Annotated in this window: 19 protein-coding genes; 2 read left to right on the forward strand and 17 right to left on the reverse strand. The window is 38.9% G+C overall.

Features of this window, described 5'->3' with window-relative positions; genetic code table 11:
- Window positions 1-5: 5 nt before the first annotated feature.
- From FR7_RS14175 to FR7_RS14195, 5 genes are all read right to left on the reverse strand, one after another.
- Entirely contained in the window at window positions 6-1307 is a 1302-nt protein-coding gene (locus FR7_RS14175; RefSeq protein ID WP_007935465.1) for an MFS transporter, read from the reverse strand.
- A 152-nt stretch (window positions 1308-1459) separates the two neighbouring features.
- Window positions 1460-2407, reverse strand: coding sequence for a sulfite reductase subunit C (asrC, locus tag FR7_RS14180; protein ID WP_007935466.1), 948 nt, complete (start codon window positions 2405-2407; stop codon window positions 1460-1462).
- A 19-nt stretch (window positions 2408-2426) separates the two neighbouring features.
- Window positions 2427-3221 carry an anaerobic sulfite reductase subunit AsrB gene (gene asrB, locus FR7_RS14185; RefSeq protein ID WP_007935467.1) on the reverse strand — a complete coding sequence of 265 codons (795 nt, stop codon included), beginning with the start codon at window positions 3219-3221 and terminating at the stop codon, window positions 2427-2429.
- Window positions 3221-4213, reverse strand: coding sequence for an anaerobic sulfite reductase subunit AsrA (asrA, locus tag FR7_RS14190; RefSeq protein ID WP_007935468.1), 993 nt, complete (start codon window positions 4211-4213; stop codon window positions 3221-3223). Before asrA ends, asrB begins: the two co-directional genes overlap by 1 nt.
- Before the next feature lie 624 nt (window positions 4214-4837).
- Window positions 4838-6067: a DUF438 domain-containing protein gene (locus FR7_RS14195; protein ID WP_007935469.1), complete on the reverse strand. Its 1230-nt coding sequence runs from the start codon at window positions 6065-6067 to the stop codon at window positions 4838-4840.
- A gap of 227 nt (window positions 6068-6294) precedes the next feature.
- Between FR7_RS14195 and FR7_RS14200 the strand changes: the two genes are divergently transcribed.
- Entirely contained in the window at window positions 6295-6870 is a 576-nt protein-coding gene (locus FR7_RS14200) for a biotin transporter BioY (protein ID WP_007935470.1), read from the forward strand.
- 87 nt (window positions 6871-6957) lie between these two features.
- On the opposite strand, the gene tkt is transcribed toward FR7_RS14200, so the two are convergent.
- The 9 genes from tkt to FR7_RS14245 form a co-directional block, all read right to left on the reverse strand.
- Complete coding sequence (gene tkt, locus FR7_RS14205; protein WP_007935472.1) at window positions 6958-8973, reverse strand: transketolase; 2016 nt, start codon at window positions 8971-8973, stop codon at window positions 6958-6960.
- A gap of 103 nt (window positions 8974-9076) precedes the next feature.
- Window positions 9077-9499 (reverse strand): cell division protein SepF, encoded by a 423-nt coding sequence (locus tag FR7_RS14210; RefSeq protein ID WP_007935473.1) that lies wholly within the window; start codon window positions 9497-9499, stop codon window positions 9077-9079.
- 177 nt (window positions 9500-9676) lie between these two features.
- A complete protein-coding gene (gene typA / locus FR7_RS14215; protein WP_007935476.1) occupies window positions 9677-11485 on the reverse strand; it encodes a translational GTPase TypA in 1809 nt (602 codons plus the stop codon).
- A gap of 159 nt (window positions 11486-11644) precedes the next feature.
- A complete protein-coding gene (locus FR7_RS14220) occupies window positions 11645-13246 on the reverse strand; it encodes an MBL fold metallo-hydrolase RNA specificity domain-containing protein (RefSeq protein ID WP_007935478.1) in 1602 nt (533 codons plus the stop codon).
- Window positions 13247-13359: 113 nt separating this feature from the next.
- The gene (gene murB, locus FR7_RS14225; protein ID WP_007935480.1) at window positions 13360-14286 is read right to left on the reverse strand and encodes a UDP-N-acetylmuramate dehydrogenase; all 927 of its coding nucleotides are present in this window, start codon (window positions 14284-14286) and stop codon (window positions 13360-13362) included.
- A complete protein-coding gene (locus FR7_RS14230) occupies window positions 14273-14623 on the reverse strand; it encodes a YlbF/YmcA family competence regulator (protein WP_007935482.1) in 351 nt (116 codons plus the stop codon). Before FR7_RS14230 ends, murB begins: the two co-directional genes overlap by 14 nt.
- A gap of 91 nt (window positions 14624-14714) precedes the next feature.
- Window positions 14715-15572, reverse strand: coding sequence for a TIM barrel protein (locus FR7_RS14235; protein WP_007935484.1), 858 nt, complete (start codon window positions 15570-15572; stop codon window positions 14715-14717).
- Window positions 15573-15606: 34 nt separating this feature from the next.
- Window positions 15607-16065: a tRNA (uridine(34)/cytosine(34)/5-carboxymethylaminomethyluridine(34)-2'-O)-methyltransferase TrmL gene (gene trmL / locus FR7_RS14240; protein WP_007935486.1), complete on the reverse strand. Its 459-nt coding sequence runs from the start codon at window positions 16063-16065 to the stop codon at window positions 15607-15609.
- A 75-nt stretch (window positions 16066-16140) separates the two neighbouring features.
- Complete coding sequence (locus FR7_RS14245) at window positions 16141-17574, reverse strand: sodium:solute symporter family protein (RefSeq protein ID WP_007935488.1); 1434 nt, start codon at window positions 17572-17574, stop codon at window positions 16141-16143.
- A 257-nt stretch (window positions 17575-17831) separates the two neighbouring features.
- On the opposite strand from FR7_RS14245, the gene FR7_RS14250 reads away from it, so the two are divergent.
- Entirely contained in the window at window positions 17832-18038 is a 207-nt protein-coding gene (locus FR7_RS14250; RefSeq protein WP_007935501.1) for a DUF1657 domain-containing protein, read from the forward strand.
- Between the two features lie 81 nt (window positions 18039-18119).
- On the opposite strand, the gene FR7_RS14255 is transcribed toward FR7_RS14250, so the two are convergent.
- The 3 genes from FR7_RS14255 to FR7_RS14265 form a co-directional block, all read right to left on the reverse strand.
- Window positions 18120-18629 carry an isoprenylcysteine carboxyl methyltransferase family protein gene (locus tag FR7_RS14255; protein WP_017531334.1) on the reverse strand — a complete coding sequence of 170 codons (510 nt, stop codon included), beginning with the start codon at window positions 18627-18629 and terminating at the stop codon, window positions 18120-18122.
- A 17-nt stretch (window positions 18630-18646) separates the two neighbouring features.
- Window positions 18647-19759, reverse strand: a complete 1113-nt coding sequence (locus tag FR7_RS14260) for a type III polyketide synthase (protein WP_007939494.1) — start codon at window positions 19757-19759, stop codon at window positions 18647-18649.
- A 140-nt stretch (window positions 19760-19899) separates the two neighbouring features.
- Window positions 19900-21255 (reverse strand): FMN-binding glutamate synthase family protein, encoded by a 1356-nt coding sequence (locus tag FR7_RS14265; protein ID WP_007935512.1) that lies wholly within the window; start codon window positions 21253-21255, stop codon window positions 19900-19902.
- Window positions 21256-21280 lie beyond the last annotated feature (25 nt).

The following is a 21280-nucleotide window of genomic DNA, read 5'->3' on the forward strand; positions in this document are numbered from 1 at the left end:
ATTTCTTAGCACTTTATCTCTGCATTTGCACGACTATAATAATAATGAATTACAAATAGACTGATGATATAAAAGGCAATAAAACCATATAAGGCCATGGCAGGCGATCCAGTAGTCCGTGTTGACCAACCAAAAGCTATGGGAACAAAAAACGCACCATAAGCAGCAACGGCTGAAATAAAGCCAATAGCTGGCGCTGCTTCTTTAGGGTTAAATATTTTGGAAGACATGCCAAACGTGGAACCGCTGGCTGCCCCAGTAGTAACAAATAAAATTAATGCCATGATAAAAAATGCGACAAAATTATGTTGGTTCATAAAAAAGATAACTCCTAAGGTAGCACCACTCATAATAAAAATAGACCCAAAGCTTACTCGCGCCCCACCGTATTTATCAGCAGCCCAGCCTCCTATAGGACGAGAGAGAGCGCCTACGAGAGGTCCTAAAAAAGCATACTGCAACGGGTTAATGCCAGGAAATTGCAACTTTATCAATAAAGGAAACACTGCGGAATAACCAATAAAAGAACCAAAAGCAATGGTATAGATAAAACTCATGACCCACATATGTTTACAGCTAAAGATGCTGAATTGTTCACGAAGGGATGCTTTAGCAGTCTCCAGGTTATTCATACCAAAAAACGCGGCTACTGTGATCACTACAATAGGAATAATCCATATAAAGGCAGCATTTTGCAGCCAAACACTTTTAGCACTCCCACCATTCACTAAAAGTTGAGGCTCACCACCGATACTGCCAAAGATTCCAAAGGTAATAACAAACGGTACCACAAACTGTACAACACTGACGCCTACATTACCCAATCCCCCATTGATTCCTAATGCAGTTCCCTTCAATTTCTTAGGGAAAAAGAAACTAATGTTACCCATAGACGATGCGAAGTTTCCTCCACCTAAGCCACACAATATAGCCAGTATAGCCATTGTCTTATAGGTTGTCGTAATATCCTGTACTGCATATCCAATACCAATCGCTGGAATTAAAAGAGATGCTGTGCTAATCACCGTCCAATTCCGTCCACCAAAAACAGGTATTACAAAAGCATAAAAAATTCGTAACGTTGCACCTGATAATCCTGGCAAAGCAACTAAATTAAACAACTCCTCCGTACTGAATGTGAACCCTGCACTGTTAAGATTAACCGCTACAACCGACCATAACACCCAAATGCAAAAAGATACGAGTAGAGCCGGAACAGAAATCCATAAATTTCGGTTCGCAATTTTTTTTCCCTCCTGCTCCCAAAAAATAGGGTCCTCCGGATTCCATATTTTCAATTTATACAATGACTGGTCCCCCTTTAGTAAGTGTGTAATATATATTGTCAGATTTATTTTAATATTTTGTCGATGAAAAGTAATGTAGGGAATCCCCTATATCGATTAAGGGGATCCCCTACATTGGCTATAAAAAATCATTTATGTCATTATTGTTAACTTTACCAATATATATACTCCGCTACTTGCGCCTTAGGATTCAAAATTACATCTTTCAATACCCAGTTTTTGAATACCTGATAACCAGTTCTATCAACAATGTATCCTACATGTTCCTTTCCTCCTGGTGCATCTTTGTCTATATAATTATGGACATAGGCATAGGTATTTTTAATGATCTCTAAAACACTAGCTTCATCAATCCACTTGATAAACGGCTGCGCAATTCTAGGGTTCTTTCTTCCCGTTCTTCCCATAATTACAAGCTGATATAAATTATTGGAACTTCTCGTCCAAGCCCCTGTTGGGCACTTTAATACACATTCTCCGCAGCCAATGCATTTATCTGAATGCCTGACTACCTTAAAGTTTTCAAATTTCAAGGCGCCAGCAGATTTTTTTTCACAAGCTTTTACACATGCCTGACATCCAATGCACCGATAGGAATCATACTGTGGCTCGTTCATGCCAATAATGCCAAAATCATTCATTCTTGCCTTAATACAATCATTAGGACAACCAGTAAGAGCAATTTTCACATGATAATCATTAGGAAAAATCACTTTCTCTATCCGTTGAGCAAAAGCACTTGTATCAAAATTAGCAAACTGGCATACCCGACTCCCAATACAGGCCGCAACATTTCTGGTACCTGCTGCAGAATATCCTGCATTAGAATCAGTTTGGTTAACTTCAAGTCCGTCGATTAGACTTTGAATTATGGCATTCACCTCTGCCATTTTTTCAATATCAATACCTGAAATCTCAAAACCTTGTCGCGTTGTTATATGAATGGTACCATTACCAAATGTTTCTGCCACGTACTTAACCGTATCCAGATATTTTGCTGCCATTTCTCCCCCTGGAACCCTAATCCTAATAGCAGTCTTATATCTTTCCTTTGTTATACGAAAGGCATTCTTTTTTAGTATTTTTGTATTTATATCCATACATACTGCTCCTCCTTAATTAATCAATAAAACTTTTAGCTTTCACATAATTAAACACAGGTCCCTCAAGACAAATATAAGTATCGTCAATTTTACAGTGTCCGCATTTGCCAACGCCACAGCACATTTTTCTCTCATAAGACACCCATATATTTTCTTCCCTAATCCCTCTTTTTAAAAATTCTGCCACAGTAAAACGAATCATTACAGGCGGGCCTACAACAATCACATTTGCCATTGATTGATTTTCTATGGAGATATCTTGTATATAATTTGTAATAAGACCCGTATTGCCTGTATACGTTTCATCATCTGAACCATCTACTGTTACTATAACATTGATTGTCCTTTGCCACTTCTCAAAGTCAGCTTTATAAAGTATATCTTTAGGTGATTTGAATCCAGCAATCAAGGAAAAGACTGTCACTTCATGAACATTATCAGCAAAGTAATCTACAACGCCTTTGACTGGTGCTAACCCCGTCCCACCAGCAGCAACAATAACTTCCTTCGATTTAAACAAGTCAATGTTAAAACCATTACCATAAGGCCCCCTTAGGAATAGCACGCCACCTTCCTGTAGCTCATGAATCGTATTGGTAACCAGCCCCACTCTGCGAATTGTCAATCCAACATACCCTTCACCAATTTCACTCACAGATATGGGTGCTTCGCCAAATTTAGGAATGGATACTTCAAAAAACTGTCCAGGCTTTACATCGCCCTTATACTCCATTAAGAAAGTATAATCAATAGCAGTATGAGGAATTATTTTTATAATTCGGGATTTAAAAGGCAGATACGTATTGCTCATTATTTCTCCTCCACTATGCTCTTAAGTCTATTTGCACAATGCGCAATCGAAATATACTCTGGACATGCATCATCACATCTTCCACACCCGACACACATATGGTAGCCAAAGCGCTTTTTATAATCATGAAACTTATGCATCACTCTAAATCGCATACGATCTCCTTGCTTTTTGCGGAAAGAATGTCCTCCGGCCATATCCGTGAAGCCATCAACCATACAGGAAGACCAAACCCGTCTTCGCTCTCCCATGTTTTTATTTTCTTTATAAAAGATATCTTGCATCGAGAAACAACTACAAGTTGGACATACAAAACTACATCTTCCGCAGCCGATGCAGCGAGATGAATATTCTTCCCAAAAAACAGATTGTGCCAGCCCTTTTGATAGCTCTTTCGGTATAGAAACCTTCGTTTTATTTTCCATGACGAAATGCGGAGAAAGGTCTACTACCTTTTCATCCAGCCGACTCATCTCTTTATTATTAATTCCGACATATACATAATCACCATCAGGACGTATAAACATATCATATTCATCCGTAATATTGGTTCCCATACTGGCGCAAAAACAGTTTGCAAAACTTTCATGACATTCGATGAGACAAAATCTTACTTTTTCACGAAATACCTTATAGTAAGGATCTTCACATCCATTTCTTAGATAGATATCATCAAGCCTTTTTATGCCATGTATGTCACAACTTCTCAAGAATAGCAGTACTTTTTTATCATGAACCTTGGGTTCTGTCCAATTATCCTCGTTAAAATAAAATAAATTCTCAGTAATGGGTAGAAGAATTTCTTTAGCAGAAAAATTAGTTTTTATCGTCAGTTCGACTTCTTCCAGCTTTGTTATTTTCTGATACCTAACTGAATCCGTATTGGTAAAAGCCCCCTTCCCCAAGAGAGCTACGGGAGCAAAAATTAGATACTCCTTTTCTAGTTCTTTTAAGTACTGGTTAAACCTTATCCCGGTTACTTTATATGCCATTATTTTTTTCCTTTCCTACGTTTGTTTTTTCTTATGAATCCTGCTTTTACCCTTGCCTCTTTAAGAACCTTATTATTCTATAGTTCTTTTGTGCAATGAATAGACATCAGGCTAATTTTAATATTTAACTACTAAAAAGTAATGTAGGGAATTCCCTCTATTGCTAAAGGAAATTCCCTACATTGTTTATTTTAATAAATTTCTATTCCTAGAGGGATTACACCATTTTAATTATTTGCAAAGAAAGTAACACATTATTTTAGAATGTATCTACCACCAATAATGAGGGTATTTGTACTTTAGTACATATTTATTAAAAACCACTGCTACAGCTGCTACCATGATGCTGCCAATCAATACTGTAAAGAAAACCTTCCTCGCACACAAGCTCCCTAAAGTAGACCAACTAATGTGTTTAAAGTTTAATTTGCGATGCAGTATTTGTCGCGAATTAGTATGCATACATGTCGTTATTCCTCTCCAACATCTAATAAGGCCCATGGAACAATTTACAAACATCGTAAATATACTTGTACCTATATCAGCAGGAAATTTATTATACTCTTTTGATGGCTAAAAGTAATCTAGGGAATTCCCTATTGTTAATTGTTTATTGTTCCTAACTTAGTCTGTAATTCGCTTTTCTCCCGTAATCGCTTGAATCGGCTTAATATCCTGGGTAACTTCTAAAACACCAGCGAAATTTTCCTCCCTGTCTCTTACCGCAAAATAACGAATATATACGAATTTATCTCCCATCTTAATCCAAAAGTCTTCATCGTCCTTTTTCCCGCTTTTAAAGTCCTCCACTATTTTTTCTACCACATGGGCACTCGCTGGAGGATGGCAGTTTTCTACCTTACGACCTATAATCGTACGGGTGCGTGGGAAAATTCGATCCTTGGTCGTAGAGAAAAACTTAACGACTCCATTTTTATCAACAAAAGTGATATCAACTGGTAAATGCCGATAAATCAATTCAATTTCTTGGGGTGATAAAAAACCAGTGTCAAACTTAACATGACCACTTGTATTATTTTCATTGAGCGGATTTATAACGCCTTCCTTCACATCCTCCCGATATGGTTTCCAGCCATACTGAGGTTCCACTAAGCAATAACCAATTTCATCACTGTCGAGTAGAGCACGGTACCATTCATCTTCTGAGAGGGTTTCCATCGCCATTGGCAGAAATATTTTTTCTTCTTTAAATATCATTTCCTCAACTTGTACTAATGTTTCTTCCGTTTTAGCTATTAACTTCTCTTTTATAGGTGATTGATAAGCAACAGCCAAGCTTTTTGCTTCTTTTAACAAGTTTCTGATTTTATCGTCGACGCCCCACATGACTTTGGGTGGCCCAGTAATTTCATACTTCTCCAAAAACGGAAATATAAGATCCTCTTTTCGCCTATAATGTTTATCAACATCCCATAGCAAGTTTATTTTTTCAGTCAATTGTAAAGCTAATGCTTTTTCAGCCTGGTCTGACGCCTGCTTTAGTTCGATGAGGATAGGCCTAATTTCCTGATCTATTAGCTTTTGCACTGCTTGATTCTCTGCTATAAAAATTGCTGCTGGATGTCCATGCTCTACTGATAATTCCGGATTTTTCTCTAATGCATCTCGGAAGACCGCAGCATGAACATCGCAAAGTCGTTGGACTTCTTCCACTGGTAACCCCTCATTAATCAGTCCTTGTTCAATCAAAGAGAGTTCAGATGGATCCATACCTACAGCAATTTTATCAAATTTGGCTTTGACGTCCTGAACTGATTTTCCCTGATGAAGTTCCAAGATTATTTCTTTTAAAGCCTTTTGCCTGTATTCTCGATTATTAATTAGTTCACTCATTTGTACCTCCCCAGCACTTTACCACCATTGCTATTTACGTTGCTTTATTTGCTTTATTTTTGACACTACTTAGCATTTCCACACTTAAATAATTCATACAAAAACTAAACGAGCATATTGCTTTTACTTACATCCAGCTCGTTAACCTTTAAATAAAAACAGTTTACAGTAATGGTAAAATTATTATAAACTATACATATGGATTTCACACAGCAGGAGGACAGTTTATGAAGTTAACACTTAGAGAAATGATCTTAATTTCTATTTTTGCTGCATTAACTGCAGTAGGTGCATTTATAAGAATTCCTACTCCCCTTGTACCTTTCACATTGCAATTTTTATTTTGTGCCTATTCCGGTGTGTTTTTGGGGGGAAGAAAAGGCTTATACTCTCAGATGCTCTATGTTGGGATTGGTCTAATCGGTATTCCCGTCTTTGCCAGTGGCGGCGGTCCTGCCTATGTACTACAGCCTACTTTTGGCTATTTGTTAGGTTTCATAGCCTGTTCTTATACCATCGGCCAACTGGTTCAACGCTTTTCTGCTATAACCTTTATAAAAGTTTATAGCGCAGTCCTCTTAGGATTATTCTTTGTTTATGTTTGTGGCGTAGGATATTTATATCTCATTATAAATTTTTACTTACATAAACAAATGACACTACAAGCTGCTATCGGAGTAGGCCTTCTTCCTTACATTACTTCCGATTTAATATTAAGCCTATTTATTGCACTAACTGCCATTCGGGTTATTCCGATACTAAAGAAAAGTGGATATTATGCCTCAACTTGCAATGCAGAATAATCTTTCTCAACACAAATAAAATCCCCTGAATTCATAGAGTTTGAATTCAGGGGATTTTATTTGTTCATTCTATTGTTTACGTTTTCTTTATTTATTAAGTTTCAATAGTTCTTTGACTTTGGCAACCACATGCTCTACAGTAAATCCATATTCTTTAAGTACGATTGATTCCGGCGCAGAAGCACCAAATGTATCAATTCCTAATACACATCCCTGATCGCCAACATAACGTTCCCACCCTAATGTTGATCCCATTTCAATTGCTAGGCGGACTTTCACATTAGAAGGAAGCACTGTTTCTTGATACTCCCGAGACTGATTTTCAAATAAGTTCCATGAAGGGAAACTGACTACGGATACAAAAATATTTTCACTTGCAAGCTGGCTTTGTGCCTGCACGGCTAATTGGACTTCTGATCCAGTTGCCAACAATAAAGCATCTGGATTTTCTGCCCGTGCTTTTGAAATTACATATGCCCCTCGTCGTACCCCTTGATCTGCAGATTCTTTCGTCCCAGGGATTATAATAAGATCTTGCCTTGATAAGACTAAAGCTGTAGGTTTATCAAGAGACTCTAAAGCTATTTTCCAGGCAGCTACTGTTTCATTCCCATCTGCCGGACGAATCAGGTTTAGATTGGGCAAGGCTCTTAACGAAGCCAGTTGTTCAATCGGTTCATGTGTAGGACCATCTTCTCCAACTGCAATACTGTCATGAGTAAACACATAAGTAACTGGCAGCTTCATTAAGGCTGCCAAACGAATTGCCGGGCGTAAATAGTCCGAGAAAATAAAGAACGTTGCACCATATACTTTTAATCCGCCGTGTAAAGCCATGCCGTTTAAAGCAGCTCCCATGGCAAACTCCCGCACACCAAACCAAATATTACGTCCACTGTAATCAGCAGAAGAAAAAGGATTTGCATCTTTTATTGTTGTTTTGTTAGAACTGGCTAAATCGGCTGATCCGCCAAAGAGTGCAGGCACTGTTTTAGCAAGTACATTTATCACTTCACCAGAAGAAGAACGGGAAGCAATTTTTTTACCGTCTTCATATCTTGGCACATTGCTATCCCAATGATTTGGCAACAGTCCATTGATAGCATCCTCAAGATTTTTTGCTAGCTTTGGATACTGAATGCGATATTTCTCCAATAGGGTATTCCATTCTTCTTCTAAATGGGTTCCCTGCTCAATGACCTGCTCAGAAAAATGAGCATACACTTCATCGGCAACATGAAAATCATTTTCGTAAGACCATTTATAAGCTGCTTTGGTTAGCTGTACTTCATCTTTCCCTAAGGGCGATCCATGAGAAGCAGAAGATCCCGCCTTATTAGGTGAGCCAAAGCCAATTGTTGTCTTAACTTCTATTAGTGTAGGACGAAGGATATCCGCTTTTGCCTTTACTAACGCTTTATCAATGTCAGCCAAATCATTGCCATCTTCTACATAAAGCACTTGCCAGCCATAAGCTTTAAAGCGCTTTTGTACATCTTCAGAAAAAGACAAATTTAGTTTTCCGTCTAATGATATGTTATTGGAATCATATAAAACAATAAGACGTCCTAATTTAAGATGACCTGCAAGAGAAGCTGCTTCTGCTGAAACGCCTTCCATTAAGTCGCCATCACTGCAAATACTATAGGTGCAGTGGTCTACTATGTTGTATTCGTCTTTATTGTATTGAGCAGCTAGATGCCGTTCAGCCATCGCCATTCCAACTGCCATAGCGATTCCCTGCCCTAACGGTCCTGTAGTAGCATCCACCCCTGGTGTATGCCCATATTCAGGATGTCCAGGTGTCCTGCTTTGCCATTGACGAAAGCTTTTCAAATCTTCGATTGTAAGATCATAACCTGATAAATGCAATAAGCTATACAGCAAGATTGAACCATGGCCTGCAGACAGTACAAAACGATCCCTGTTAAACCATTTTGGATTCTTTGGGTTGTGATGCATATGCTTCGTCCAAAGTTGATAGGCCATAGAAGCTGCTCCCATAGGCATTCCCGGATGGCCAGAGTTGGCTTTTTCCACTGCATCAATCGACAAGTTGCGAATTGTATTGATTGCTAATTGATCTAATTTTTTAGATTTCATACGTAACTCCTCTCTATTTCCATCGAATTCAGGTAGAAATGCAGAAAATTCCTTTAAAGCTGCTGCTTGAAGAAAAGCAACAACTTCAAAGGAATTCTTATATTTATATCTTAGGCTTTATATAGGCAGGAACAGAATACGCATATAGCTCTTTCTCTATATCTACATGTCCTGGAACATAAATAAATACAGAATCAGCAATCCGCTGTACATTACCAGATACTACATAACATACTCCATTCATAAAATCTTTAATAGCGTGCTGCATATTCAGATCTACACCTGAAAAATTAATTACTACTGCCACATTTTCCTTCAGATGATTTGCATATATGCACACATCATCATATGTTACTGGTGAAGCCACTACTACTTTTAAAGACATCGATTCACTGGTATGAACCTGTAAATTCATCGACTTACGAGCACGAGCTGCATCCATTTCCGATACAACACTCCCTCCAGCAGCCACTTCCTCCAGTGGCATCAAATAATTTGTCAGCTTATCGATTAAACTAAGCCCCATTATTCTTGCCCTCCAGACATTTTCCAAATAAATTTAACTAATATTTCCATTATAACTTATTCATTCGACACGTTATTAATAAATCCCTGCATATCAATCATATTTTTTATATTTTTTTATAAGATTATGCATAAAGATTAGAAAAAAGACGCCCCAAAGGGCGCCCAAGTTTATATCTTAGCCATTTTTACGTTCTCTGCCACGTAATGTGCGGCTTAGAATTGCTTTACGCAGACGAATACTCTTAGGAGTCACCTCTACCAATTCATCTTTATTAATATATTCTAATGCTTGTTCTAAACTTAATATTCGAGGTGCAGTTAAACGCAAGGCTTCATCAGAAGCACTTGTACGCATATTCGTAACATTTTTCTTTTTGCATGGATTAACATCCATATCCATTTCTCTAGTGTTTTCACCAATGATACTACCCTCATATACAGTTTGTCCTGGTACAATAAATAAGGTTCCTCTTTCTTGCACACCAAAAATACCATAACCGGTTGTTTCACCTGCTTCAAAAGCAACTAAAGCACCGCGGCTGCGTCCTGGTATATCGCCTTTATATGGTGCATAGCCATGGAATAAGTGATGCATAATGCCATTGCCTTTGGTACTAGTTAAGAATTCAGAACGGAAACCGATTAATCCACGAGCAGGAATTACAAATTCCATACGAAGATAACCAGCGATTTCTGTCATATTCACTAAGTCAGCTTTACGAGTGCCCAGTTTTTCCATAACAGCTCCCATAAATTCTTGAGGAACATCAATGGTTAAAGCCTCCATAGGCTCACACCGCTGTCCATTAATGGTCTTGTAAATAACTTCCGGCTTACCAACTTGAAATTCAAAACCTTCACGGCGCATAGTTTCAATTAAAATTGACAGATGCAGTTCACCACGACCAGATACTTCAAATGTATCTGCACTTTCTGTTTCCCGAACTTTTAGGCTTACATTGGTTTCTACTTCACGAAATAGTCGGTCACGCAAATGCCTCGTAGTAATGAATTGACCTTCACGTCCAGCAAGAGGGCTATTGTTAACACTAAAGGTCATAGCCAATGTTGGTTCATCAATATCAATGGTTGGCAATGCTTCTGGATTTTCCGTATCGGCAATGGTTTCACCAATATTTACATCATCCAGTCCAGTAATCGCAACGATATCTCCTAATGCCACCTCTTGGACTTCAGTACGTTTTAAACCCTGGTAGGTATATAAACGGCCAAGTTTCGCCTTCTTTTGAATTTCACCATTTAAAACTAAAACCTGTTGTCCATTCGTAGCTTTACCACGAATAACACGTCCGATAGCAATACGTCCTACATAATCATCATAGTCCAGGGTGGTAACCATGATTTGCAGTGGTCCATCAATTTCGCCTTGAGGAGCAGGAATTTCAGCTACCAATAACTCAAATAAAGGCTGCAGATTATCACTGTCATCTTCCATCTTCATTTTAGCAATACCAGCTCTGGCTGCCGCATAAACAATCTTAAACTCTAATTGTTCATCCGTAGCATCCAGTTCCATAAATAATTCAAACACTTCATCGGCAACGTCCTTTACCCGCTGATCTGGACGGTCAATTTTGTTGATAACAACAATCGGTTTTAATTTTTGCTCTAAGGCTTTTTTCAAAACATATTTAGTCTGAGGCATAGGACCTTCAAAAGAGTCCACTAGTAATAGAACCCCATCCACCATATTGAGTACTCGCTCTACCTCACCGCCAAAGTCCGCATGTCCTGGAGTATCCACAATATTAATTTTTACACCATCATGCATAATAGCAGTATTTTTTGACAGGATGGTAATACCCCGCTCACGTTCAAGATCATTAGAATCCATAACCCGTTCAGCCACAGTTTCATTGGCACGGAATACACCGCTTTGTCTTAGCATTGCGTCTACCAGAGTCGTTTTACCATGGTCAACGTGCGCAATAATGGCAACGTTGCGTAAATCAGTACGTTTCATAAATTAAGCCCTCCTACAAAGTCAACAAAGAAAGGATGCGTTTTACTGCACCCTTTTATTTTCGCATACAAACCACTATATTATACTGTCGTCTTGCTGTCAATTATAAATATTAAAAATTACCAATATATTTTAGATTATAGAATGATTTTTTCCTTCCTATACACCTTTTTTCAATTTATTAATGTAAACTTGCATTTTTTCTAAGTTGCGCATAATATCTCCCACCTTCTTATTATCAGCGCTGCCTAATTGTTCAAGATGTGTCCGATATTCGCCATATTCTCTGTCCAATAGTTCTAAATGCTCATGCAACTGTCTTATTGCTGGGTCTGTCACTTCGGCCTGTTCAATGTTCCACTCTAATCCATTTAGGAGTGCTGCATCACCAAAATTAGGAATATAAGTGGAAACATCTAACTTCTCTTTAATTAGCTGCGCAAAGGGTTCTGATGCTTCCACCTCTCCATGTACTAAAAAAATATTGACAGGCTTTCTTTTATAATAGGTTAACCATGTTAGCAGCTGTTCTTGATCAGCATGTGCAGAGAAACCGTCCAGGCTGTAAATAGTCGCTCTCACACTAATTTCTTCTCCCATGATTTTCACCTTGCTTGCACCTTCTACCAAACGTCGTCCTAGGCTGCCTTGTGCCTGGTAACCGACAAACAATATACTCGATTCTGGCCGCCACAAATTATGTTTTAGGTGATGAAGAATCCGACCAGCATCAGCCATACCACTGGCAGAAATAATGATCACAGGTTCATTTAAGCTATTGAGTGCTTTGGATTCATCAGCAGTTCTCGTAAAACGCAGCTGAGGCATTTGCAAAGGATTATCCTTAGTACTTTTTAGCATTTCTTTAGCTTCTGCATCAAAATCCTGAGTATTACGCATGAAAATATCGGTAGCAGATATAGCGAGTGGACTATCGATAATCACTGGTATATTAGGAATTTTTCCCGCTTTCAAAAGATTATGCAAATAATACAGCATGGTTTGCGTACGGCCTACAGCAAAAGAAGGAATAATGATGTTTCCTCCGCGAGCCACACTGTCGTTAATAATAGTTGCTAGATGTTCTTCTCTATCATACTCTTCGTGCAAGCGATTGCCATAGGTAGACTCAACAATCACATAATCGGCCTCATCAATAAAGGTGGGATCTTTTATGATCGGTTGATTTGGTTGTCCCAAGTCACCGGAGAATACCAATTTAGTTGTTTTTCCGTCTTCATTGACCATGATCTCCAGCATAGCAGAACCTAAGATATGTCCTGCATCCCGAAAACGTACAACAACATTTGGTGATAAGGTCAATTCTTGGTCATAATCGACTGGCGAGAAATGCTCTAGGGTAGCATAAGCATCCTCAATCGTATATAAGGGCTCTACGGGTTTCTTACCTGCACGCTTCCCTTTACGATTAGCAATTTCAGCATCAAAGCCTTGAATATGAGCACTATCAGGCAGCATAATCCCACAAAGCTCGTTTGTTACTCTAGTGGCATAAATTGGACCTTTGAAGCCAGATTTGCATAGTTTAGGCAATAGTCCGCTGTGGTCAATATGCGCATGAGTCAGCAACACGCAATCAATTGCTGTTGGATCATATAGAAAATCACGCCGATTGAAGGCTGTAATCGTTTTTGAACCTTGGAACATTCCACAATCGATTAAAATCTTTTGTGTATCCACTTCTAATAAATAAGACGAGCCAGTTACAATTTTTGCTGCACCTAAGAAAGTTAATTTCATAAGACTCCTCTCCTCTCATTGCTTACTATCTGTATATTTCGACAATTAGTATAAAATTCCTTCCTTTGCATAACGTAGAAAAGACTTAGACAAAGCCAAGTCTTTTCTGCTTGCTATTCTTCGCCGATGACCCGTACTTCTGGATGCAGCATGATGCCTGAATCCTCATAGACACGACGTTGTACTTCTTCAATCAGTAATAATACATCTTCTGCCGTTGCCCCGCCAGCATTAATCACAAAGCCGGCATGCTTCATCGACACCTGGGCTCCTCCTACTTGGAGTCCCTTCAAACCAGCTTTTTCGATAAGGGTCCCTGCAAAATTTCCCGGCGGACGTTTAAAGGTACTGCCAGCACTAGGCATTTCTAAGGGCTGCTTGCTTTCCCGCCTGAATGTATACTCATCCATTTTTTGCGAAATTGCTGGCTTTTCTTGTTTTTGCAGTGTTAATTCTACTTCACAAACAATGCAGTCATTGTCCTGGAAAATACTATGGCGGTAGCCAAACTGAATTTCTGCTGGTAAAAAACGTTGGATATTACCATTTCGGCAAACACCAGATACTGCCGTAACCACTTGACACATTTCACCTGAGTAAGCACCTGCGTTCATAAATACAGCACCGCCAATGCTGCCAGGAATACCAATCGCAAACTCCATTCCACTTAATCCATGTTTAGCAGCATAGCAAGAGACATCTGCCAGCATAGCCCCTGCACCGGCAGTGACTAAAGCCCCAGTGTGGAGGATATATGACATTTCACTGCCAAATTTTAAGACTAAACCTTTAATACCTTTATCACGTACTAAAATATTTGAGCCATTGCCGAGTACAGTAACTGGTATGCCATACTGCTTAGTAATAATCATGATGGAGGATATTTCATCCATGGAAGCAGGAAAGACTAAGTAATCGGCTGGACCGCCAATTTTGAAAGTCGTATGCTTGGATAAGGGCTCATTGATCAAAAGACGGCACTCAGGGATCACTTGCTTTAACTTTAGTAAAAGTTCATCAGACAGATTATTTCTTTTCAAAGAAATCCATTCCTTCAGCTACAGAATCACCCAAAATTTTATAAATATCCGCCACTAGACGTTGAAATTTCATATATGACTGCATAAATGCAGAAGCTTTACTATTTCCAACGATCAGTTGATACATTTGCTGTATTTGCTCCGTCGTTGCTTTGTCTTCCCCTTTGCCGCCCATCATGTCATATTCTAATTCCATCTGCTTGGCAATAAAATCTTTTACCATTTTCTTCGCTTGTTCATCTGTGTCAATGACCTTCTTAACTTCCATAAATTCTCTATATTCTGGAGATTCTTTAATTGCTCGCACTAAGTCATGGGTTTTATCGTAAATATTCATATTACTCCTCCTCGTTTACAATCTACTAAATACACCCAATACATTATACAATATTCTATCCATAATCGTATAGATCTGAATAGTTGATGCCTTATTTTTGCTCTATTAAGGATACATAAAGATCTTGCATCGCTTTTGCATCTGCTGCCTGCGTACCAGCAGACTCACAAATCACTCGAGGTGTAAAACCACGTTTAGCACAAACAGCAACAAAAGGCTCATAGGGAGGACCAAATTCATCTGCAAAAGTCCAATGACGTTTTTCGCCCCCTTTTGTAAACTCAATGGGACTAAAGTGAATATGCAGATTTTTCGCTACTTCCTTTCCTAAAGTTTCTCCCACCTTATCAAAAACAGCTTCAAATTCCTCTTCTGTTGTATATTTTCCCCCTGTTACCGCATGCAAATGTCCAAAATCTACAGTAGGTATAAGCCATTCGGATAAAGTGCATACAGCAAGAACTTCATCTAATGATCCCAATTGATTTTGTTTGCCCATGGTCTCTGGACAAAGATAGATGCCAGTTAGTCCTCGCTTATCTACTAATTCCAATAGGGTAAAAAGGGCGCGTTTTACATTTTCCATTGCCACTTTCCGATCTTGCTTACCCAACCCTCCCATATGGAAAACAATGCGGTCAGCTCCCATCCAGTAAGCAACTTCTAGGGATTTCAAAAAATGATTTTGTGTATTTCCAATAATTTTTACATCGTCTGTGGACAAGCTAATATAATAGGGAGCATGTATACTTAGTTTCACTCCATACTTTGCAGCTTGCTGCCCAATTTTTATGGCTGTCTCCTCTTTTATATTCACGCCGCGAGTACATTGGTATTCATAAGCCATCAGTTTCAGCATATCCAGCCATGCTGGTATCTCCACCGATGCTTTGTAGCCAGCTGCATAGAAAGCATCGGGATTGCCTCCTGGTCCAAATTGTGCGCGCATTATGTTTCACCATCTTTTCAATATTTATAGATTCTTATTTTAAACCTATAAATTGCTGCTGTCGAAGAGCCTCGTATATCACGATCGCAGCAGAATTTGATAGGTTAAGGGATCTGGCATCACTAACCATAGGAATACGAATGCAGTTTTCTTTATGTTCTGTTAGTAACGATTCAGGTAAACCAGCCGTTTCCTTGCCAAATACTAAAAAATCATCTGCTTTAAACTGAATTTGACTATAATGCTGATCAGCTTTTGTTGTGTTAAAATAAAAATTATGTCCTTTATATAATTCTATCACTTCAGCAAAATTTTCATGACTATGTACTTTCACTAAATTCCAATAATCCAGGCCAGCCCTTTTCAAATACTTATCTTCAATCGAGAATCCTAAAGGTTTTACTAAATGAAGCTCCGTATCTGTTGCTGCACACAATCGCGCTATATTACCTGTATTTCCAGGAATTTCAGGTTCAACTAATACAATATGCATGATAACACCTCATTTTTATATCATTTCCAAATACTTAATTATTACATATACTTTCACAATTTAAAATAAAGAAATTCATTTAGCCATTACGCCTTTTTCTTTTGCAGGAAACACAACCATCATAAATACCATGATGATAATGGTTAAAACAATCCCGGTAGATTGAGCATTTAATATTCCAATTCCTTTTCCATCATTACCAAACTGCAGGACCACAGTAGTCAAAACTCCAGCAATTGCGCATATAAAGGCAGCTTTAGTAGAGGGTCGCCTTGAAAACAGACCAAATAATAAAGGAGCTGTTAATGACACGGACATTAACGAATAAAAGATAGACAATGCCGTAATGATATTAGGCAGTAGTAAAGCAATGCTAATACCGAGAATTCCAGCTGCCACGGTAACGATGCGGCTCATTTTCAGTAATTCCTCATCTGAGGTTTCAGGTTTAATAAAGGTTTTATACAAATCTTTCGTAAAAGATGTTGTTATCATATATAATACTGCGTCGGCAGCACTAACCTCGGCTGAGAAGATGGCTGCCAAAGCAAATGCAGAAGCCCAAAATGGCATAAATTCTTTCATAACAATCGGCAATGCCAATTCACTCTGCGACAAGTTCGGAAATGCTGCAAAAGCACACATTCCTAGTATAACAGGGACAATGGCAAAAGCAAATTGCACCAAAGCATTAAGAGCTGTGCCAATTCTTACTGTAGCTACATCACGAGCTCCATATACCTTCCCAATTAAACCTGGAGAAATAAAAAAAGATGGCGTTAACATTAAAAAATAACCAATAATCATAGTAATTCCAATGCCGTCAAAACTCATATAGGCTTCAGCCTTATTGGCATCTGCTATGTTTTGTCCGATTAGTGCAGTAAGCCCTTCCCAACCGCCTATATAATGCAATGCAAAGGGAACGGCTAATAAGAATCCAACAAACTTTACTACGATTTGAATGCTATTTACAAATGTCGCGGCGAGCAGCCCTCCAGCACCAAAATATAAGATCACTACAATAGAACCAACCAAAATCCCCGCTGTTTTACCAGTACCAGCTACAGCGGTCAAAATCCAGGCAATTCCCATTAACTGTCCCGCAAAAATTGCCAGGGTGCCAATAGCCATCATTAATGATATGAAGCCTCGAAAATTTCGATTATAACGATAATCCAGATAATCTCCCAATGTATACAAGTTATACTCTTTTGCCACGCGCCAAATCGCAGGACCAACAATAAAGGCTAGTATGACAGAACCTACAGCTGAAGAAGCAATCCACCACCAAGCGGAAATACCAAATTTATAACCAACGCCGGCTACGCCAACGGTGGAACCAGCACCAATGTTAGGTGCAATTAAGGTAGTAAATAAAAGAGCAGGTCCTAGCCTTCTGCCAGCGACAAAAAAATCAGATGCACCTTTAACTCCCTTAGTAGCAATAAAACCTACAGCAACTAAAATACATGCATATACAATAATAGCTATTAAATACGGGTTCATGTTTACATTCTCCTTTTCAATAACAAATACCTAAAGCTTTGATTACCAACTATACAATCAAAACTTTAGGCATTATGAACTGCAATAAATATACTATATTATTTCATACAAATCAACATCGTATCCCTCTAATGCTTGCATTTATAGTGCACATTAAATTTGTTTTTATCTGCGTCATCTTAAAAATAATCATAAAAACAAAAGAACAGTAGAATAATACCTATGTAAGTAACATCTTATCATAAGGAGGAATTGTTATGACTGTACAAAAAGACTTGCAAAAAGCTGTCGCTGCAGCTGAATCAGCAAAAGGAACCTATGCAACCTTCGCCCAATCAACTGACGATCAAACAGCCAAACAACTATTTACACAGATGTCACAGGATATGGATCAACATATCAGCCAACTCAACAGCCGCCTTAACGTCACCGAGCAAAATCAACTTAATAGTCAAGCAGACTAACAAATAAGGGGGTAGTAAATGACTGCCCCCCTTATCATTTATTCATTTAATCTGTTATGCAGACGTTAACATACATTCTTTCTAGCAGCTACTTTTTTCAATAATCCCTTCACTTAATGCCTTTTCCTCCACTGGAATTCGAATACCCAGAATTAACCAAGCATTACATAGAGTCGCGAGAGCTGCTGTGATTGCAGCTCCAAATAGTAAGGGTACAACCAGCAATTCGATGGCTACAGCTACATAATTGGGATGTTTTATATATTGATATGGTCCTTTAGAAATTAGCTTTCGGCCAGGAATGACTAGAATTCGAGTGTTCCAAGCCTTCCCCAAACTACCAATACACCAATATCTCACTACTTGAGCAATAACAAATAAACTCAGCCATACATACCATAACTCACTAATGGCAACTTTACCTATGCCGCTCTCTACGATCCAGCCGATAAACCAGCAGCCATGTAAAATAAAAAATAAAGAGTAATGCTCCTTACCAAACTCCTGTGCCCCAGCTGCCACTGACCACTTATAGTTATTTTCAGCTATGTATAGCTCTAAAAGACGCTGACTGATTAGAATACATGCCATTATCAAAACCCATAGGCTCACCATTTGAATAGTACCTGTTCCGCACTAAAGCCAGGTCCTAGTGCTAACATAATTCCATATTCATCTTTTGCCGGTGTTTCAGCCATAAATTTTTCTAATACAAATAAAATGGAAGCGCTAGACATGTTGCCATAATCAATTAGTATCTTATATGCATGAGATAGCTGATCTTTACTGATATTCAAACTACCCGAATATGCGTCCAGTACCTTTGCTCCACCAGGATGAACAACATAATGAGCTATTTTTTCTTGCTCGATTCCCCATTTGCCGCAAGCCTCTTGTAATAAATCTGGTAAATAACGGCGTACAATGCTAGGAATATCTCGAGAAAACCGTACCTTAAGACCTGTCTCAACTAACTCCCATCCCATAATGTCTTCTGAATTGGGAAACAAGGTACTATGATTTCCTAAAATAGCAGGTCCTTCACCGTTCATGGTTATCAATACCGCAGCCGCCCCATCTGCAAAAATGCTGGTACCAACTATATTGGATTTAGAAAAATCATTTCTTTGAAAAGTAAGACTGCAAAGTTCCACAGCTACCAACAATATTGATTTTCCTGGCATGCTATAAGCAAGTTCATTAGCTCGTGCTAATCCAGCAGCTCCTCCCCCGCAGCCAAGTCCCCAAATAGGCAGTCGCCTTGTATGAGGTGATAATTCCAACCGATCAATTAGCTTAGCATCTAAGGTGGGAGTCGCAATACCAGTAGAAGTCACAAAGATAACCATACCGATATCCATCGGCTTTACATTCCCTCTCGTCATTGCCTGAGATGCTGCCTTTTCTGCAAGTTCAAGGGCTACTTCTTTAAATATTTGATTCGCTTCTGAAAAAGAATGAGGAGCAGCATACCATTCCAGCGGCCGAGATAAGTACCGTACTTTGACGCAGCTATTCTCAAAAATGGGAAGCAGCTTATCAATATGTTCTACATGGGAACGAAACATACTCGCAACAAATTCTTTTATCTCTTTTTGCTCTAAAGCATAATGAGGTACTGCTGTACCGATAGCCTGTATTGTAGGCTTCACCATATAATCACCACCAATTGGTATTTTTAATACTACTACACTATTAAGCAATACATTGAAAAATACCATTTTAGGTAAATTATAAAATTACTCTCTATGCTAAGACCAACTTACTATATGATAATTGCATAAAATTTTTATTGCATTATTCAATTAATGTACATTTATAAAATTAACCCCTCTGTTTATTTAAGAGGGGTTAATTACTGTCACTTTTCTGTGCTTTTTCTTTCTTCCCGATGGCTGCCTGCATAGCGAATGGCAGCAAATTCTGCCAGGTCTTTTTCTACAGTTACCAGATCACTGCGATTTAGCTCTTTAATGCTTTTTTTCCCCACAGCTTGTACGGCTAGCTGCATTTCACTCTTACAAGAAGATAGAAAGTTTGCTAGATGATTGGCAGCTGCATCGATGTGAAGTTTATCCGTTAACTTGCCTGTATATAATAACATTTGCGAAGGGGGCGCCTGTGGCAGTGCCTTTGTCATTTGGGTATGTAACGCAGCCAGTAAAGCAATCGTTCCAATATAAACTGCATCCGCTCCTAGAGCCAGGGCTTTTAGAAAGTGCCCTGGAGTCGTTAATCCACCGGCAATAATCACACTAAAACGCTCACGTAAATTATTTTTTACGAGCCAATCGATCGTTCGTACAAGGGTATAAAAGGTCGGCAGCCCCACATTATCTTGTAAAGTTGGATTCGCAACTGCTGTCCCGCCCTCAGAACCATCTACGACAATATAATCTGCTTTTGTCTGAGCAATAACCGCCAGTTCATATTCAATATAGTCAGTACCAGCTATTTTGACTCCTATGGGAACATCATACTGCGCTTTCATATCATCGATCATCTTAATATAATCTTGTGTCGAATTTTTCCCAGGCATGCGCGCATATACAGTGGCATCTTCACCTTTTTTTAGCCCCCATGCATTGCGCAGATGCTCATCAATATCTTCAGCCTTCATTGTAGAATCAACCGCACCGCCCCAAGCTCCCTGACCTAATTGAATTTCAATCGCATCCAGCTGCTTTAGCTGCTCCTGACCACTCAATTGACCTCCACGATGGTATTGTCCAATTAAGAATCGAGCTGCTCCCCGTTCTTCCTCAGTAACGGCAGACTCTCCTGTATTCGTTGAGGTTCCGACTATCGTTGCTCCCTTAGCCAGAGCAATTTTTATCGGCAAACTTAGCGACCCACCATAAGACATTCCTGTAATCATGATAGGCAGTTCAAGCTGCAGAGGTTTTTTAGCCTTTGGTCCAATAATCGTTTTCATGGTAATTCCGGTATAGTCAGAAGTAGGTAATTCAAACAATTGCTTTGGGTTTAGCAGCAGCTTATCCCATGGAGATAGAACCACCGGACTGCCTAAGGGTCGTGCCAATTCTTTGCCAGCCTCAGCACGCATAGCAGCTTCCATCATAGCTCGCGGTGATAACTTTTCTGCAACTGTAACCATTAAGAAGGGGTTGTCCTTATAATCCTCCGTAAGCATCTTTGTCATTACTTCATCCATTGAGGGATCCATAAGTTTCATCATCATCCAGCTTAATAACATCGTAACACCTCCAATATTTAGTATG

The sequence above is a fragment of the Pelosinus fermentans DSM 17108 genome, from assembly GCF_000271485.2.
Lineage (GTDB): Bacteria > Bacillota > Negativicutes > DSM-13327 > DSM-13327 > Pelosinus > Pelosinus fermentans.

Excerpts from the sequence above, each read along its gene's own strand:
- asrB (WP_007935467.1), bottom strand. The coding sequence starts at position 3,221 with ATGAGCAATACGTATCTGCCTTTTAAATCCCGAATTATAAAAATAATT.
- FR7_RS14235 (WP_007935484.1), bottom strand. The coding sequence starts at position 15,572 with ATGCGCGCACAATTTGGACCAGGAGGCAATCCCGATGCTTTCTATGCA.
- FR7_RS14245 (WP_007935488.1), bottom strand. The coding sequence starts at position 17,574 with ATGAACCCGTATTTAATAGCTATTATTGTATATGCATGTATTTTAGTT.
- FR7_RS14255 (WP_017531334.1), bottom strand. The coding sequence starts at position 18,629 with ATGGCATGTATTCTAATCAGTCAGCGTCTTTTAGAGCTATACATAGCT.
- FR7_RS14195 (WP_007935469.1), bottom strand. The coding sequence starts at position 6,067 with ATGAGTGAACTAATTAATAATCGAGAATACAGGCAAAAGGCTTTAAAA.
- FR7_RS14250 (WP_007935501.1), top strand. The coding sequence starts at position 17,832 with ATGACTGTACAAAAAGACTTGCAAAAAGCTGTCGCTGCAGCTGAATCA.
- asrC (WP_007935466.1), bottom strand. The coding sequence starts at position 2,407 with ATGGATATAAATACAAAAATACTAAAAAAGAATGCCTTTCGTATAACA.
- FR7_RS14260 (WP_007939494.1), bottom strand. The coding sequence starts at position 19,759 with ATGGTATTTTTCAATGTATTGCTTAATAGTGTAGTAGTATTAAAAATA.
- FR7_RS14200 (WP_007935470.1), top strand. The coding sequence starts at position 6,295 with ATGAAGTTAACACTTAGAGAAATGATCTTAATTTCTATTTTTGCTGCA.
- FR7_RS14210 (WP_007935473.1), bottom strand. The coding sequence starts at position 9,499 with ATGGGGCTTAGTTTAATCGATAAGCTGACAAATTATTTGATGCCACTG.
- FR7_RS14265 (WP_007935512.1), bottom strand. The coding sequence starts at position 21,255 with ATGTTATTAAGCTGGATGATGATGAAACTTATGGATCCCTCAATGGAT.
- FR7_RS14230 (WP_007935482.1), bottom strand. The coding sequence starts at position 14,623 with ATGAATATTTACGATAAAACCCATGACTTAGTGCGAGCAATTAAAGAA.
- asrA (WP_007935468.1), bottom strand. The coding sequence starts at position 4,213 with ATGGCATATAAAGTAACCGGGATAAGGTTTAACCAGTACTTAAAAGAA.
- typA (WP_007935476.1), bottom strand. The coding sequence starts at position 11,485 with ATGAAACGTACTGATTTACGCAACGTTGCCATTATTGCGCACGTTGAC.
- tkt (WP_007935472.1), bottom strand. The coding sequence starts at position 8,973 with ATGAAATCTAAAAAATTAGATCAATTAGCAATCAATACAATTCGCAAC.
- FR7_RS14220 (WP_007935478.1), bottom strand. The coding sequence starts at position 13,246 with ATGAAATTAACTTTCTTAGGTGCAGCAAAAATTGTAACTGGCTCGTCT.
- trmL (WP_007935486.1), bottom strand. The coding sequence starts at position 16,065 with ATGCATATTGTATTAGTTGAACCTGAAATTCCTGGAAATACAGGTAAT.